Source organism: Streptococcus infantis, from assembly GCF_047460685.1.
Classification (GTDB): domain Bacteria; phylum Bacillota; class Bacilli; order Lactobacillales; family Streptococcaceae; genus Streptococcus; species Streptococcus infantis_AD.
This window is the reverse complement of record NZ_JASHFS010000021.1, coordinates 1-14,898: the sequence shown is the minus strand read 5'-3', so window position 1 is coordinate 14,898 and position 14,898 is coordinate 1. Positions and strand designations below refer to the sequence as shown.

Here is a 14,898-nt window from a genome sequence, read left to right as displayed (position 1 = left end):
AAATAAAATGAAAATATTAGTTACAGGTTTTGATCCTTTCGGTGGTGAAAAGGTCAATCCAGCCTTGGAAGCTGTTAAATTATTACCGAAAGAGATTCATGGAGCTGAAATTCATTGGGTAGAAATCCCAACAGTCTTTTATAAAGCAGCAGAGGTTTTAGAAACAGCAATCGTCCGCTTTCAGCCAGATGCGGTGCTTTGCATCGGACAAGCAGGAGGAAGAGCTAGTCTAACTCCTGAGCGAGTTGCCATCAACCAAGATGATGCTAGAATTCCTGATAACCAAGGGAATCAGCCTATTGACACTCCTATACGCCTGAACGGTCAAGCAGCCTATTTTAGCACACTACCTATTAAGGCAATGGTTCAAGCGATTAAAGAGGAAGGGTTACCAGCTACAGTGTCCAATACAGCAGGAACCTTTGTTTGTAATCATTTGATGTACCAGGCTCTCTATTTAGCGGATAAAAAGTTTCCAAATATGAGAGCAGGCTTTATGCATATTCCCTATATGACAGAACAGGTGATCAATAAACCTAATACAGCATCTATGAATTTAACTGATATCGTCAGAGGTATCGAAGCTGCGATTGGTGCTATCGTAGAATATAAAGATAAGGACTTGAAAATAGTTGGTGGAGCGACCCATTAATTGACTAAAATTCAAGGAAAAAATTTCTCTAGACGATTCTAGGAACTCTTTACCAAGATTAGCTTGGTAAAGAGTTTTTTTCTTGCCAGTTTTTTAAATTTCTTGTACAATAGGAAGAGTGAAAAGAGGTATGGTATGAGTAAAAAAGATAAAAAAATTGAAATTCAATTAACAGACGCAACTGTTTTAGTTGGTAAGGAAAAGTATGAAGGGTATACTTTAACGATCGGTAAAAAGGTTATTGGTGAAATTGCTGAACTAGATAATCAATTTGCGATCATAAAGAATGGAAATGTCGATAGTTTTTATAAAAAACTTGAAAAAGCTGTGGAAATTTTGATTGAAAACTATAATTTAGCAAAATAAAGCTTGTTTTTTGTAATTTTTCATGATATAATAGTTTTTGTTGAACATTGGAGAGATAGCGAAGAGGCTAAACGCGGCGGACTGTAAATCCGCTCCTTCGGGTTCGGGGGTTCGAATCCCTCTCTCTCCATTTCACTTTTGGGGTATAGCCAAGCGGTAAGGCAAGGGACTTTGACTCCCTCATGCGTTGGTTCGAATCCAGCTACCCCAGTTCTTAGGTAATATATTCAAGATAAAAAGAAAAATATCTTAGGGTATTTTATTTTTATAATTGAAGGACGTGAACGATATAACATGTCTTTGCGGGTGCTTAGGAAAAAATTATAAGTATGTCAAGTTTAAGAAAAACTTGATTGTTGGAGGATTTTTTAGATGAACGAATTTGAAGATTTGCTAAATAGCGTTAGCCAAGTTGAGCCAGGTGATGTTGTTAGTGCTGAAGTATTGACAGTTGATGCTACTCAAGCTAACGTTGCAATCTCTGGAACTGGTGTTGAAGGTGTCTTGACTCTTCGCGAATTGACAAACGATCGCGATGCAGATATCAATGACTTTGTAAAAGTAGGTGAAGTATTGGATGTTCTTGTACTTCGTCAAGTAGTTGGTAAAGATACTGATACAGTAACATACCTTGTATCTAAAAAACGCCTTGAAGCTCGCAAAGCATGGGACAAACTTGTAGGACGTGAAGAAGAAGTTGTTACAGTTAAAGGAACTCGCGCTGTTAAGGGTGGACTTTCAGTAGAATTTGAAGGTGTACGTGGATTTATCCCAGCTTCAATGTTGGATACTCGTTTTGTACGTAACACTGAGCGTTTTGTAGGTCAAGAGTTTGATGCTAAAATCAAAGAAGTTGATCCTAAAGAAAACCGCTTCATCCTTTCACGTCGTGAAGTTGTAGAAGCAGCTACAGCAGCAGCTCGTGCTGAAGTATTTGGTAAATTGGCTGTTGGTGATGTTGTAACTGGTAAAGTTGCACGTATCACAAGCTTCGGTGCTTTCATCGACCTTGGTGGTGTTGACGGATTGGTTCACTTGACTGAATTGTCACACGAACGTAACGTTTCACCAAAATCAGTTGTAACTGTTGGTGAAGAAGTTGAAGTGAAAATCCTTGATCTTAACGAAGAAGAAGGACGTGTATCACTTTCACTTAAAGCTACAACACCTGGACCATGGGATGGCGTTGAGCAAAAATTGGCTAAAGGTGATGTTGTAGAAGGTACAGTTAAACGTTTGACTGACTTCGGTGCATTTGTTGAAGTATTGCCAGGTATCGATGGACTTGTTCACGTATCACAAATTTCACACAAACGTATTGAAAATCCAAAAGAAGCTCTTAAAGTTGGTCAAGAAGTTACTGTTAAAGTTCTTGAAGTTAACGCTGATGCAGAACGTGTATCTCTTTCTATCAAAGCTCTTGAAGAACGTCCAGCTCAAGAAGAAGGACAAAAAGAAGAAAAACGCGCTCCACGCCCACGTCGTCCAAAACGTCAAGAAAAACGTGATTTTGAACTTCCTGAAACTCAAACAGGATTCTCGATGGCTGACTTGTTCGGAGACATCGAACTTTAATCCATTCGAATTTGAATAAAATCCTTTGTTTTTAAAACAAGGGATTTTTCTTTTTTCTACTAGCATTTTTTGATATAATGGTTTTATGTTATATTCAGAAAAAGAATCACTTTATCAAACAATAAATGAACAGCTCTCTTATCTTTTAGAAGGAGAGCACAATGTGCTGGCTAATCTTTCAAATGCTAGTGCTTTGCTAAAAACAAGCTTTCCCAATACTGTTTTTGCAGGTTTCTATCTATTTGATGGAAATGAACTGATCTTGGGCCCCTTTCAAGGTGGAGTTTCATGTGTACGAATCGCTCTTGGAAAAGGTGTTTGTGGCGAATCTGCAGCTAGTCGTCAAACAGTTATTGTTGGTGATGTAAAAACCTATCCACACTATATTTCTTGCGATAGTAGTGCTCGTAGTGAAATTGTTGTGCCGATGGTTAAAGAGGGACGTCTTTTGGGCGTTCTAGATTTAGATTCATCTCTTGTTGATGATTATGATGACTTGGATCAGAAATATCTAGAAGAGTTTGTTGCTATTTTGTTAGAGAAAACCGAATGGAATTTTTTAATGTTTGAGGAGAAAGTGTAATGTATCAGGCCCTTTATCGAAAATATAGAAGTCAAACATTTTCACAGTTAGTAGGCCAAGAAATTGTTGCAAAAACTCTGAAACAAGCTGTAGAGCAGGAAAAGATCAGCCATGCCTATCTTTTTTCAGGCCCTCGTGGAACTGGAAAAACCAGCGTAGCCAAAATTTTTGCCAAGGCTATGAACTGCCCTAATCAAGAGGGAGGAGAACCTTGCAATAACTGTTATATCTGTCAAGCTGTAACAGACGGTAGCTTGGAAGACGTTATCGAAATGGATGCGGCCTCGAACAATGGAGTGGATGAAATTCGTGATATTCGTGATAAATCAACCTATGCTCCAAGTATAGCTCAGTATAAGGTCTATATCATTGATGAGGTTCATATGCTTTCAACTGGAGCCTTCAATGCCCTTTTGAAAACTCTTGAAGAACCAACTCCTAATGTTGTTTTTATCCTAGCAACGACAGAGCTTCATAAGATTCCTGCAACCATTTTGTCTCGTGTTCAACGCTTTGAGTTCAAATCTATTAAAATTCAGGATATTCGAGATCATATCTTCCATATTTTAGAGAAGGAAGGGATTGCTTATGAAACTGAAGCTGTTGAGATTATTGCTCGTAGGGCCGAAGGTGGTATGCGGGATGCTTTGTCCATTTTAGACCAAGCATTGAGCTTGACTCAAGATGCTAGATTAACAACAGCTGTTTCTGAGGAAATAACGGGGACTATTAGTCTAAGTGCTTTGGATCATTACGTAGCTGCTTTAGCTCAAAAGGATGTACCGGGAGCCCTTCAAAATCTTGATCTGATTTTTGAGAATGGAAAGAGCATGACACGTTTTGTAGTCGATTTGCTGCAATATCTACGTGATATCTTAATTGTTCAAGCAGGCGGCGAAAATACACATCATAGTGATGCATTTGAGAGAAACTTAGCTCTTCCGCAGGATGTCTTGTTTGAGATGATTAGTCTTGCTACTAGAAGTCTAGCTGATATTAAGGCTAGCCTACAACCTAAAATTTATGCCGAAATGATGACTATTCGTTTAGCAGAAATTGATTCTCAACCAGAACTTTCAGGTGAGGTGGCTGAGGAATTGTCTTCTCTTCGAGAAGAAGTTGCACGATTGAAACAAGCTCTTGCCAATGTTGGTTCTAATCCCAAACAAAATGTTTCTACACCAAGTCGTCCGACTAACAGTAAGTCAATCTATCGTGTAGACCGAAATAAGGTGCAGTCTATTCTTCAAGAAGCAGTAGAAAATCCAGACTTAGCTCGTCAAAACTTAATCCGTCTTCAGAATGCTTGGGGAGAAGTCATTGAAAGCTTATCTGGTCCAGATAAGGCACTCTTGGCTGGTTCTAAACCAGTTGCTGCTAATGAACATCATGCGATTTTGGCTTTCGAATCTAACTTTAATGCTGGTCAGACCATGAAACGGGATAATCTCAACACCATGTTTGGTAATATCCTCAGTCAAGCAGCGGGATTTTCACCAGAGATTCTTGCTATATCTATGGACGAGTGGAAAGAAGTCAGAGCAGACTTCTCAGCGAAGGCTAAATCGTCTCAAGGTCAACCCGTTAAGGAAGAAGTTGAAGAATCTTTCCTTCCTCAAGGATTTGAATTTCTAGCGGATAAAGTGACCATAGCAGAAGATTAAAAGGATTTTGTAACATAATACGATGAACAGACAACAATTTATAATTATGGCCTTATTTACTGCTGCTGAGACTTATTTTTTTAATGAATCCATCATGGAGCAACGGTATATCGTGGCCTTGCTTTGGGCTATTTTAATCCTAAGAAATTTTAGAGTTAGCTATATTATGGGTAAAATTGTGAACGCTATAGATGACCATTTTCGAGGAAAGAAGTAACCCTCAGCTTCTAGACAAAATTAAAGCCTTTTAGGCTTTTTTTTGTTATACTATTAAAGTATATTTATTGATATTTTATCGTTTTTTACTAGAAAACTAAGGACAATTTTCTAGCGAAAATGGTAAAACGGATTGAAAAGAAAGGAATTATCATGTCAGTATTAGAGATCAAAGATCTTCACGTTGAAATCGAAGGAAAAGAAATTTTAAAAGGGGTTAACCTGACTCTTAAAACAGGAGAAATTGCCGCTATCATGGGACCAAATGGTACTGGTAAATCAACTCTCTCAGCTGCTATTATGGGAAACCCAAACTATGAAGTCACTAAAGGTGAAGTCTTGTTTGACGGTGTAAATATCCTTGAGTTGGAAGTGGACGAGCGTGCGCGTATGGGACTTTTCCTTGCCATGCAATACCCATCAGAAATTCCTGGAATCACCAATGCTGAATTTCTTCGTGCAGCTATGAATGCTGGTAAAGAAGATGATGAGAAGATTTCAGTTCGTGAATTTATCACTAAGCTAGACGAAAAAATGGAATTGCTCAACATGAAAGAAGAAATGGCAGAACGTTACCTCAACGAAGGTTTCTCAGGTGGTGAGAAAAAACGTAATGAAATTCTTCAACTCTTGATGTTGGAACCAACTTTTGCCCTCTTGGATGAGATTGACTCTGGTCTTGATATTGACGCTCTTAAAGTTGTATCTAAAGGTGTGAATGCTATGCGTGGTGAAGGCTTTGGTGCTATGATTATCACTCACTACCAACGTCTTTTGAACTACATCACACCAGACGTGGTACATGTGATGATGGAAGGGCGTGTTGTCCTTTCTGGTGGTCCAGAATTGGCTGCGCGTTTGGAACGTGAAGGATACGCAAAACTAGCTGAAGAACTTGGCTACGACTACAAGGAAGAATTGTAATTCCCTCGTATCTTTTAGGAGAAGTAAATGACTAAAGAAACTATTAAACTTTTTTCAGAAATGCACGCTGAACCAAGCTGGTTGGCTGACCTCCGTCAAAAAGCTTTTGACAAGATTGAAAGTTTGGAATTGCCAGTCATTGAGCGTGTCAAATTCCACCGTTGGAATCTGGGTGATGGAACTATTACAGAAAGTGAGCCATCAGCAAATGTTCCAGATTTCACTGCACTAGATAACCACTTGAAGTTGGTGCAAGTAGGAACTCAAACTGTTTTTGAGCAAATTCCAGTTGAGTTGGCTGAACAGGGTGTTGTCTTTACAGACTTCCATTCAGCTTTAGAAGAAATTCCAGAACTGATCGAAGAATTCTTCATGTCATCTGTTAAGTATGACGATGACAAGTTGGCAGCCTACCACACAGCATACTTTAACAGTGGTGCTGTTCTCTACATTCCTGATAATGTTGAGATTGCTGAACCAATCGAAGGAATTTTCTACCAAGATAGTGATAGCGATGTGCCGTTTAACAAGCATATTATGATTATCGCTGGTAAAAATTCTAAGATTAGTTATCTGGAACGTTTAGAGTCACGCGGTGAAGGAAGTGCCAGAGCAACTGCTAATATTACAGTAGAAGTGATTGCTCGTTCTGGAGCTCAAGTGAAGTTTGCAGCTATTGACCGTCTAGGTGAAAACGTCACTGCCTACATTAGCCGTCGTGGTAAATTAGGAAACGATGCAAGTATTGACTGGGCAATCGGTGTCATGAATGAAGGGAATATCGTTGCGGATTTTGATAGTGACTTGATTGGAAATGGTAGCCATGCTGATCTTAAGGTAGTAGCTCTATCAAGTGGTCGTCAGGTACAAGGGATTGATACCCGAGTAACTAACTATGGTTGCAACTCAATCGGAAATATTCTTCAACATGGGGTAATCCTTGAAAAAGCAACTTTGACTTTCAATGGTATTGGCCACATCATCAAGGGTGCTAAGGGAGCAGATGCCCAACAAGAAAGTCGTGTTCTCATGCTTTCAGACCAAGCACGTTCCGATGCCAACCCAATTCTTTTGATTGATGAAAATGATGTCACTGCAGGACACGCGGCCTCTATTGGTCAAGTTGATCCAGAAGACATGTATTACCTCATGAGTCGTGGATTGGATAAGGCAACTGCAGAACGTTTGGTTGTTCGTGGTTTCCTTGGATCAGTAATCGTTGAGATTCCAGTCAAGGAAGTTCGTGATGAAATGATTGCGACGATCGAAGAAAAATTGTCAAAACGCTAAGGGGAAGCCTATGTTAGATGTAGAAGCGATTCGCAAGGATTTTCCGATTTTAGACCAGATTGTCAATGACGAACCTCTGGTTTATTTGGATAATGCTGCGACGACACAAAAACCACTAGCTGTTCTTGAAGCGATTAATCACTACTATGAGCAGGACAATGCCAATGTTCACCGTGGGGTTCATACCTTGGCTGAAAGGGCGACAGCATCTTATGAAGCCGCTCGTGAAACCATTCGTAAGTTCATTAATGCAGACTCCACAAAGGAAGTTCTCTTTACCAGAGGTACGACAACTAGTCTTAATTGGGTAGCACGTTATGCTGAGGAAATCTTGACTGAAGATGACCAGGTCTTGATTTCAGTCATGGAACACCATTCCAATATTATCCCATGGCAGGAAGCTTGCCGAAAGACTGGGGCAGATCTTGTTTATGTCTATCTCAAAGATGGAGCTCTGGATATGGATGACTTGCGTTCTAAATTGACTGACAAAGTTAAATTTGTTTCACTAGCTCACGCATCAAACGTTCTTGGAGTGGTTAATCCTATCAAAGAAATCACACAAATGGCTCACCAAGTTGGAGCAATTATGGTGGTGGATGGTGCTCAGTCTACGCCTCATATGAAGATTGATGTCCAGGACTTGGATGTGGACTTCTTCGCCTTTTCAGGTCACAAGATGGCTGGTCCGACTGGTATTGGTGTTCTTTACGGTAAAGAAAAATATCTGGAGCAAATGTCACCTGTCGAGTTCGGTGGGGAGATGATTGATTTTGTCTACGAGCAATCTGCTAGCTGGAAGGAACTCCCTTGGAAATTTGAGGCTGGAACGCCAAATATGGCGGGTGCTATTGGACTTGCAGCTGCAGTGGATTATCTTGAAAACATTGATATGGATGCCATTGAAGCCCATGAACAAGAATTGATTGCATATGTTTTTCCAAAATTGCAGGAAATTGAAGGTTTGACCATTTACGGTTCGCAAGATTTGGCTCAGCGTTCAGGTGTTATTGCCTTTAATCTAGGGGACCTTCATCCTCACGACCTTGCGACAGCTCTGGATTATGAAGGAGTAGCAGTTCGTGCCGGTCACCATTGTGCTCAACCTCTGCTTCAATATTTGGACGTCCCAGCAACAGCTCGTGCAAGTTTTTATATCTACAATACCAAGGCAGATTGCGACAAGCTGGTCGATGCTTTACAAAAGACAAAGGAGTTTTTCAATGGCACTTTCTAAACTAGATAGCCTCTATATGGCGGTGGTAGCGGACCATTCAAAAAATCCACATCACCAAGGGAAGTTGGAAGATGCTGAGCAAATCAGTCTCAACAATCCGACCTGTGGAGATGTCATCAATCTCTCTGTCAAGTTTGATGCAGATGACCGTTTGGAAGATATCGCTTTTCTAAACTCAGGTTGTACCATCTCAACTGCCTCTGCAAGCATGATGTCAGATGCAGTTTTGGGTAAGACTAAGAAAGAAATCTTAGAGCTTGCAACCATTTTTTCTGAAATGGTCCAAGGGCAAAAAGATGAACGTCAAGACGAGCTTGGAGATGCAGCATTCTTATCTGGTGTAGCTAAATTCCCTCAACGAATTAAATGCGCAACCCTAGCTTGGAACGCCCTTAAGAAAACAATCGAAAATCAAGAAAACAAATAAGACAAGCTTCTTTTGTCTTATGAATTATTAGAAATGAAGAATGAAAGAAAGGATATTATGGCTGAAGAAAGAGTAGAACCAAAACCAATTGATCTTGGTGAATATAAATTTGGTTTCCATGATGATGTAGAGCCTGTCCTATCGACAGGAAAAGGACTCAACGAAGGTGTTATTCGTGAATTATCTGCTGCCAAGGGTGAGCCTGAGTGGATGTTAGAATTCCGTTTGAAATCTTATGAAACCTTCAAAAAAATGCCCATGCAAACCTGGGGAGCAGACTTGTCAGAGATTGACTTTGATGACTTGATCTACTACCAAAAACCTTCTGATAAACCAGCACGTTCTTGGGATGATGTACCTGAAAAGATTAAAGAGACCTTTGAACGTATTGGGATTCCAGAAGCTGAGCGTGCCTATCTAGCTGGAGCTTCTGCCCAGTATGAGTCAGAAGTGGTTTACCACAACATGAAGGAAGAATTTGAGAAGTTAGGTATTATCTTTACAGATACGGATTCTGCCCTCAAGGAATACCCAGACTTATTTAAACAATACTTTGCGAAATTGGTACCGCCGACAGATAACAAGTTAGCTGCCCTCAATTCAGCAGTGTGGTCAGGTGGAACCTTTATCTATGTACCAAAAGGTGTCAAGGTAGATATTCCACTTCAAACTTACTTCCGTATCAATAACGAAAATACAGGTCAGTTTGAACGTACCTTGATTATCGTTGATGAGGGAGCAAGTGTCCACTACGTAGAAGGATGTACAGCGCCAACTTATTCAAGTAACAGCTTGCATGCGGCCATTGTAGAAATCTTTGCTTTGGACGGAGCTTATATGCGCTATACGACCATCCAAAACTGGTCAGATAACGTTTATAACTTGGTAACAAAACGTGCTAAGGCTCAAAAAGATGCGACAGTTGAGTGGATTGATGGGAACTTGGGTGCCAAAACAACTATGAAATATCCATCTGTTTACCTTGATGGAGAAGGTGCGCGTGGGACTATGCTTTCGATTGCCTTTGCCAATGCAGGGCAACACCAAGATACTGGTGCCAAAATGATCCACAATGCTCCACATACGAGCTCGTCTATTGTCTCTAAATCTATCGCTAAAGGTGGAGGAAAGGTTGACTACCGTGGACAAGTAACCTTTAACAAGAACTCTAAGAAATCTGTTTCTCACATCGAGTGTGATACCATTATCATGGATGACTTGTCAGCATCAGATACTATTCCGTTTAATGAAATCCACAACTCACAAGTAGCTTTGGAACACGAAGCCAAAGTATCTAAGATTTCAGAAGAACAGCTCTATTATCTCATGAGTCGCGGTCTCTCAGAATCTGAAGCAACTGAAATGATTGTCATGGGATTTGTTGAACCCTTCACTAAAGAACTTCCAATGGAATACGCAGTTGAGCTCAACCGCTTGATTAGCTACGAAATGGAAGGATCAGTCGGATAAACTTTATGAACAGAAACTGAGGCTGGGACAAAAGTCCTAGCCTCTCAATTATCTTTGGATTGTCGTGCAAGACGCAGTGGTTGAGTGGGCTCTACTACGCTGATTTCATCAGCTTTTACAGCCCTACTCAACTGTGCGGAGGTGGGACGACGAAATCGTATTCTAACGAATTACCGATTTCTGTCCCACTCTCAGTTTTTTTGATGAAAAATGCTAATAAATATTCACAAAAAGTCTTTTGTATGGTAAAATAATACAATCACATAAAGTGGGAGATGAATGATGAATATTTTTAGAACCAAAGACGTTAGTCTAGGTAAGACAGAAATGCATCGCCATTTAAAACTATGGGACTTAATTCTCTTGGGAATTGGTGCTATGGTGGGAACAGGTATCTTTACCATTACAGGAACTGCTGCAGCAACATTAGCAGGACCTGCCCTTGTGGTATCGATTGTAATTTCTGCTATTTGCGTATCCTTATCTGCACTCTTTTTTGCAGAATTTGCCTCTCGTGTTCCAGCAACTGGGGGTGCTTATAGTTATCTATATGCAATTTTAGGTGAATTTCCAGCTTGGATTGCTGGTTGGCTGACTATTATGGAATTTATGACAGCTGTTTCTGGTGTAGCTTCGGGTTGGGCGGCCTATTTTAAAGGTTTGCTTAGCCATTATGGAATTTCCTTGCCACAAGTCTTGAATGGAACTTTTAATCCTGAAAATGGTACTTATATTGATTTTTTACCAATTTTAGTAATTCTACTTGTTACAGGTGTTGTACTTTTAAATTCGAAAGTAGCTCTTCGTTTTAATTCTATTCTTGTTGTTTTAAAATTTTCTGCTCTTGCTTTATTCATTTTAGTTGGAATCTGGTACATTAAACCTGAAAATTGGTCAGACTTTGCTCCATTTGGCTTTGGTCAGATTTATGGTGGAAGCACTGGGATTATGGCAGGAGCTTCACTCATGTTCTTTGGGTTTTTAGGGTTTGAGTCCATTTCTATGGCAGTTGATGAAATTCAAAGCCCCCAGAAGAATGTACCGCGTGGAATTGTTTTATCTTTGACTATCGTAACCATTCTTTATGCCTTAGTTACCTTGGTGTTGACGGGGATTGTTCACTATAGCAAGCTCAATGTTGATGATGCAGTGGCTTTTGCTCTGAGAAGTATCGGTATTGGTTGGGCAGCTAATTATGTTTCACTCGTTGCAATTTTTACTTTGATTACGGTATGTATTTCCATGACTTACGCCTTGTCTCGAATGATTTATAGTTTGGCACGTGATGGACTGTTACCTCAAAGTTTTAAAGAAGTGACCACGACTAGTCGTGTTCCAAAGAATGCAACTATCTTAACTGGTGTTGTTTCAGCAATTGCAGCTGGGATCTTCCCACTTGCAAGTATTGCAGCCTTTCTCAATATCTGCACCTTAGCCTATCTTATTCTCCTAGCCTATGGGATCATCAAATTGAGAAAAGATAAGGGTATGCCAAAAGAGGGCGAGTTCAAAACTCCCCTGGTTCCTTTTTTACCAATCTTGTCTATTCTGATTTGCCTCTCATTCATGCTTCAGTATACTCTTGAAACATGGATGGCATTTGGAATTGCCTTGTTAATAGGAATTATTATCTACTTTACTTATGGCTATAAACATTCAACTGTAGCTGAAAATGAATAAAGAAAAAGAGAGTGGGACAGAAATCGGTAATTCGTTAGAATTTGATTTCGTCGTCCCACCTCCGCACAGTTGAGTAGGGCTGTAAAAGCTGATGAAATCAGCGTAGTAGAGCCCACTCAACCACTGCGTCTTGCTCGACAATTCAAATACAATTGAGAGGCTAGGACTTTTGTCCCAACCTCTTTTTATAATTTTTCATTAACAAATCGAACAAAGCGATTCCACCAAATTTTTAAGAAGAAGGCTTTTTCGACATTTTTTTCTGCGACCATCTCAAAACTCGGTTTGTCAGTTGTAATGTATCCTTGACCAACTAGATCCTTGTCTTCATAAGTCAAATGTCCAACGACAGTTCCTGCCTCTAGTGGAGCAGTGTGTTCAGTCGTGTCCGCTGTGTAAGTAATAGTTGATTGTGTACGACTACCAAGACGTTGAACGATTTTGATATCTTCTTTTGCAACAGCCGTAACAGTATCTTCCTTCCCATCTAATACAGGTGATTTACTATCTTCATAACTTTCTCCTTGCTTGACGATTGTCTGTAGAGAAAAGTTTGATGAGATGTAATCTAAAATAGAAGAAGTAGCTGTGAAGCGTGCATATGGATTAGTATCTTGGTTGTCAGCGTTTAAGACAACAGTGATAATACGCATTCCTTTTTCTACAGTCGTACCTACAAAGGATGCTCCAGCTTTATCAGTCGTACCAGTTTTAAGTCCATCAACACCACCACGATAGGCAGGCATTCCCTCCAACATATAGTTAGTAGAATTAATGGTCATACCAGCGAAAGTCGAAGAAGGTTTCTTGGTGATTTCTAAGACCTGAGGATACTTGAGGATGAGGTTGCGAGCAACGACAGCAACATCATAAGCGCTCAATTTATTTTCATCATCTTTCTTAGAACCAGGATAGATATTATTCCCAAGAGTTTCATTGTTAAGACCAGTTGTATTGACGAGGGTAGCATCTTGAATCCCCCATTCCAGTAGTTTGGCCTTCATCATATCAACGAAGTCTTTTTCAGAGCCAGCAATTTTTTCAGCTAGGGCAATGGCTGCACTGTTAGCACTGGATACCAGAGTAGCTTCTAGCAATTCCTCAACTGTGTAGTTACGAGCTTCCATAGGAACGTTACTCGCTTCAGAATTAGTAGTGAGCTGGTAAGGATAATCTGAGATTTCAACAGGGGTAGAGAGTGAGATTTTTCCTTGTTCTAAAGCTTCATAAACTAGATAAACAGTGAGGATTTTACTGATAGAAGCAATTTCAACAGGTTGAGTCGCATCTTTTTCATACAAAATCTTACCACTGTTAGCCTCAACAGCGATGGCATGTTTTGCTGCGACATCAAAATCCTGAGCAAAAACAGTAGTAGCAGAACCAAATGAAATAAGCGTGATTAATGTTAAAAATAATTTCTTCATAGTAACTTTATTCTATCATAAAGACAAAAAATATTCTTGTTTTTATGATGAAGGCTATCAATCTTTTTTGAAATATGGTAAAATAGGGAAAAGAGGAGGTGGCCTATGTTTCGGAGAAACAAACTATTCTTCTGGACAACTGAAATTCTACTAATAACCTTAATTTTCTATCTATGGAAAGAAATGGGTGCTATTATTACACCCTTTGTCAGTGTTGCAAATACAATCATGATTCCTTTTTTACTGGGAGGATTTTTGTATTATCTAACCAACCCAATTGTTATCTTTTTAGAGAAGGAATGTAAAATCAATCGAATCATTGGGATTTTGTTAACCCTTTGTGCCTTAGTTTGTGCACTCGTACTTAGTTTTGTTTATCTGCTGCCGATTTTGATTAATCAGTTAAGTAGCTTAATTTACTCGAGTCAAAACATTTACGGTCGTCTTCAAGATTTAGTCATTGAGTTATCAAAACATCCAGCCCAGCAAAATCTAGATATCCAACAAACTATTCAGCAACTGAACCTCTCTTATGTTGATATTTTGCAAAATATCTTGAACAGTGTGACAAATAGTGTTGGAAGTGTTCTATCTGCACTCGTAAGCACTGTATTGATTATCATCATGACACCAGTTTTCTTGATTTACTTATTACTTGATGGGCATAAATTTTTACCCATGCTAGAAAGAACTATATTAAAACGAGATAAATTGAACATATCTGGTTTATTGACAAACCTAAATACAACTATTTCTCGTTACATTAGTGGAGTGTCTATAGATGCAGTTATTATTGGATGTTTAGCTTTTATCGGTTATAGTGTGATTGGTCTAAGATATGCCTTGGTCTTCGCCATTTTTTCTGGATTGGCTAATTTGATTCCGTATGTAGGACCAAGCATTGGCTTGATTCCAATGATCATCTCAAATCTCTTCACCGATCCTCATAAAATGATTATTGCTGTCATTTATATGTTGATTATTCAGCAAGTTGATGGAAATATTTTATATCCACGTATTGTGGGTGGGGTTATGAAGGTTCACCCGATTACTATTTTAGTCTTGCTTTTATTATCAAGTAATATTTATGGTGTGATTGGGATGATTGTTGCTGTTCCAACCTATTCCATTTTAAAAGAGATTGCTAAATTCTTAGCGCGACTGTATGAAAATCATAAGGAAGCACAAGAAGTTAAGAAACATCTATCAGAATAAAGATGTCGGGATAAAAAATCCCGACCTTTTTTTGATCATTGTATCTTGGCTCATTGTCAACTGTAGTGGGTTGAATAAAAACTAACATCTGGAGAGGACAATTGATGTCCTCTTCATTTTTATATTCAGAGCGATGAAAATTCGTTTCTTAAAGTTGTCAAAGTTCCGAAAT

14 protein-coding genes and 2 tRNA genes are annotated in these 14,898 nt (G+C 39.3%); 15 read left to right on the top strand and 1 reads right to left on the bottom strand.

The window, feature by feature from the left end:
• The first annotated feature begins 7 nt into the window (after positions 1-7).
• The 14 genes from pcp to QM917_RS09610 all read left to right on the top strand — a co-directional run bounded on the left by pcp (position 8) and on the right by QM917_RS09610 (position 12,084).
• Positions 8-652: a pyroglutamyl-peptidase I gene (gene pcp / locus QM917_RS09675; protein WP_414285589.1), complete on the top strand. Its 645-nt coding sequence runs from the start codon at positions 8-10 to the stop codon at positions 650-652.
• Positions 653-787: 135 nt separating this feature from the next.
• The gene (locus QM917_RS09670; protein WP_000037108.1) at positions 788-1,018 is read left to right on the top strand and encodes a DUF2969 domain-containing protein; all 231 of its coding nucleotides are present in this window, start codon (positions 788-790) and stop codon (positions 1,016-1,018) included.
• 49 nt (positions 1,019-1,067) lie between these two features.
• A tRNA-Tyr gene (locus QM917_RS09665) sits at positions 1,068-1,148 on the top strand.
• Positions 1,149-1,157: 9 nt separating this feature from the next.
• Positions 1,158-1,229: transfer RNA gene (locus QM917_RS09660), tRNA-Gln, on the top strand.
• A 161-nt stretch (positions 1,230-1,390) separates the two neighbouring features.
• Positions 1,391-2,593: a 30S ribosomal protein S1 gene (gene rpsA, locus QM917_RS09655; RefSeq protein ID WP_001001618.1), complete on the top strand. Its 1,203-nt coding sequence runs from the start codon at positions 1,391-1,393 to the stop codon at positions 2,591-2,593.
• A gap of 85 nt (positions 2,594-2,678) precedes the next feature.
• Entirely contained in the window at positions 2,679-3,176 is a 498-nt protein-coding gene (locus QM917_RS09650; RefSeq protein ID WP_414285587.1) for a GAF domain-containing protein, read from the top strand.
• A complete protein-coding gene (gene dnaX, locus QM917_RS09645) occupies positions 3,176-4,840 on the top strand; it encodes a DNA polymerase III subunit gamma/tau (protein WP_414285585.1) in 1,665 nt (554 codons plus the stop codon). Before QM917_RS09650 ends, dnaX begins: the two co-directional genes overlap by 1 nt.
• A gap of 22 nt (positions 4,841-4,862) precedes the next feature.
• On the top strand, positions 4,863-5,057 hold the full coding sequence (locus QM917_RS09640; RefSeq protein WP_001081607.1) for a DUF3272 family protein: 195 nt from the start codon (positions 4,863-4,865) through the stop codon (positions 5,055-5,057).
• 152 nt (positions 5,058-5,209) lie between these two features.
• Positions 5,210-5,980 (top strand): Fe-S cluster assembly ATPase SufC, encoded by a 771-nt coding sequence (gene sufC, locus QM917_RS09635; RefSeq protein ID WP_000114489.1) that lies wholly within the window; start codon positions 5,210-5,212, stop codon positions 5,978-5,980.
• Positions 5,981-6,007: 27 nt separating this feature from the next.
• On the top strand, positions 6,008-7,270 hold the full coding sequence (gene sufD / locus QM917_RS09630) for a Fe-S cluster assembly protein SufD (RefSeq protein WP_414285584.1): 1,263 nt from the start codon (positions 6,008-6,010) through the stop codon (positions 7,268-7,270).
• Between the two features lie 10 nt (positions 7,271-7,280).
• Positions 7,281-8,507, top strand: a complete 1,227-nt coding sequence (locus QM917_RS09625; protein WP_049549255.1) for a cysteine desulfurase — start codon at positions 7,281-7,283, stop codon at positions 8,505-8,507.
• Entirely contained in the window at positions 8,494-8,934 is a 441-nt protein-coding gene (gene sufU, locus QM917_RS09620) for a Fe-S cluster assembly sulfur transfer protein SufU (RefSeq protein WP_049549256.1), read from the top strand. The genes QM917_RS09625 and sufU overlap by 14 nt, the downstream gene beginning before the upstream one ends.
• A 57-nt stretch (positions 8,935-8,991) precedes the next feature.
• Entirely contained in the window at positions 8,992-10,404 is a 1,413-nt protein-coding gene (gene sufB / locus QM917_RS09615; RefSeq protein WP_049549257.1) for a Fe-S cluster assembly protein SufB, read from the top strand.
• A 282-nt stretch (positions 10,405-10,686) separates the two neighbouring features.
• Entirely contained in the window at positions 10,687-12,084 is a 1,398-nt protein-coding gene (locus QM917_RS09610; protein ID WP_049549258.1) for an APC family permease, read from the top strand.
• Positions 12,085-12,269: 185 nt separating this feature from the next.
• Here QM917_RS09610 and pbp3 read toward each other — a convergent pair whose 3' ends face one another.
• A complete protein-coding gene (pbp3, locus tag QM917_RS09605; RefSeq protein WP_414285581.1) occupies positions 12,270-13,511 on the bottom strand; it encodes a D-alanyl-D-alanine carboxypeptidase PBP3 in 1,242 nt (413 codons plus the stop codon).
• A 105-nt stretch (positions 13,512-13,616) separates the two neighbouring features.
• Between pbp3 and QM917_RS09600 the strand changes: the two genes are divergently transcribed.
• On the top strand, positions 13,617-14,726 hold the full coding sequence (locus tag QM917_RS09600) for an AI-2E family transporter (RefSeq protein WP_075231255.1): 1,110 nt from the start codon (positions 13,617-13,619) through the stop codon (positions 14,724-14,726).
• Positions 14,727-14,898: the final 172 nt, after the last annotated feature.